At 45.0% G+C, this 627-nt stretch carries 1 pseudogene; it reads left to right on the forward strand.

The window, feature by feature from the left end:
• Positions 1-228: 228 nt before the first annotated feature.
• Positions 229-553, forward strand: a pseudogene (locus R7P74_RS27265) (hypothetical protein).
• The last annotated feature ends 74 nt before the right edge of the window (positions 554-627 follow it).

Genomic DNA, 627 nt, shown 5'->3' on the forward strand with positions numbered 1-627 from the left:
TAACGCCCTGCTAAGGGGTGAGCAACGCAATACCTAAGCCGCCGCATACCACCTTAATCACAAAAATCAACGCATAGTAAAAATGCCACGCGTTGCGAATCCCTCTTGAGCAGTTTGTTAGTCGTGAGGCACCGAGCGACAATTTTAAGCCGAACCAAACTTTGCGAACAACAAACTTTATGTGCTTTGATGCATTTAAGTCAGGCGTAGTCTCAAAGCGGCTATTCAATGAAACCACTTGGAACAAACAACGCCGCAGAAAACGGACTGACAACACCAAAAAGCGCTTTTGGATAGCCAATCTCACAGTGCGGACTTTCAACAAAGGTACTGAAACTACGTGGAACTTACCACACCAGAGAACACGTCATTTCAGCGAGTAAATCGGCTTTTGTACCCAACAAACTCACCGAGCGGAATTACAACCAAAAGCAGACTCTCGATTGCCCTGCTCTGTCAGCACCAAAGAACAGAACAACCGCGAGAACACTTGCAAAACTTTGGACTTAAAACAGCTGAAAATGAGTTTGGACCTACGACGATGAACCAGTGAACCAAACAAACAGCTGCCAAATTTTGAGCTCAGAAACATGATTTTGATTACTAGCTTTTTCTGGCGACTAACGC

The organism is Vibrio sp. 2033 (assembly GCF_033339735.1).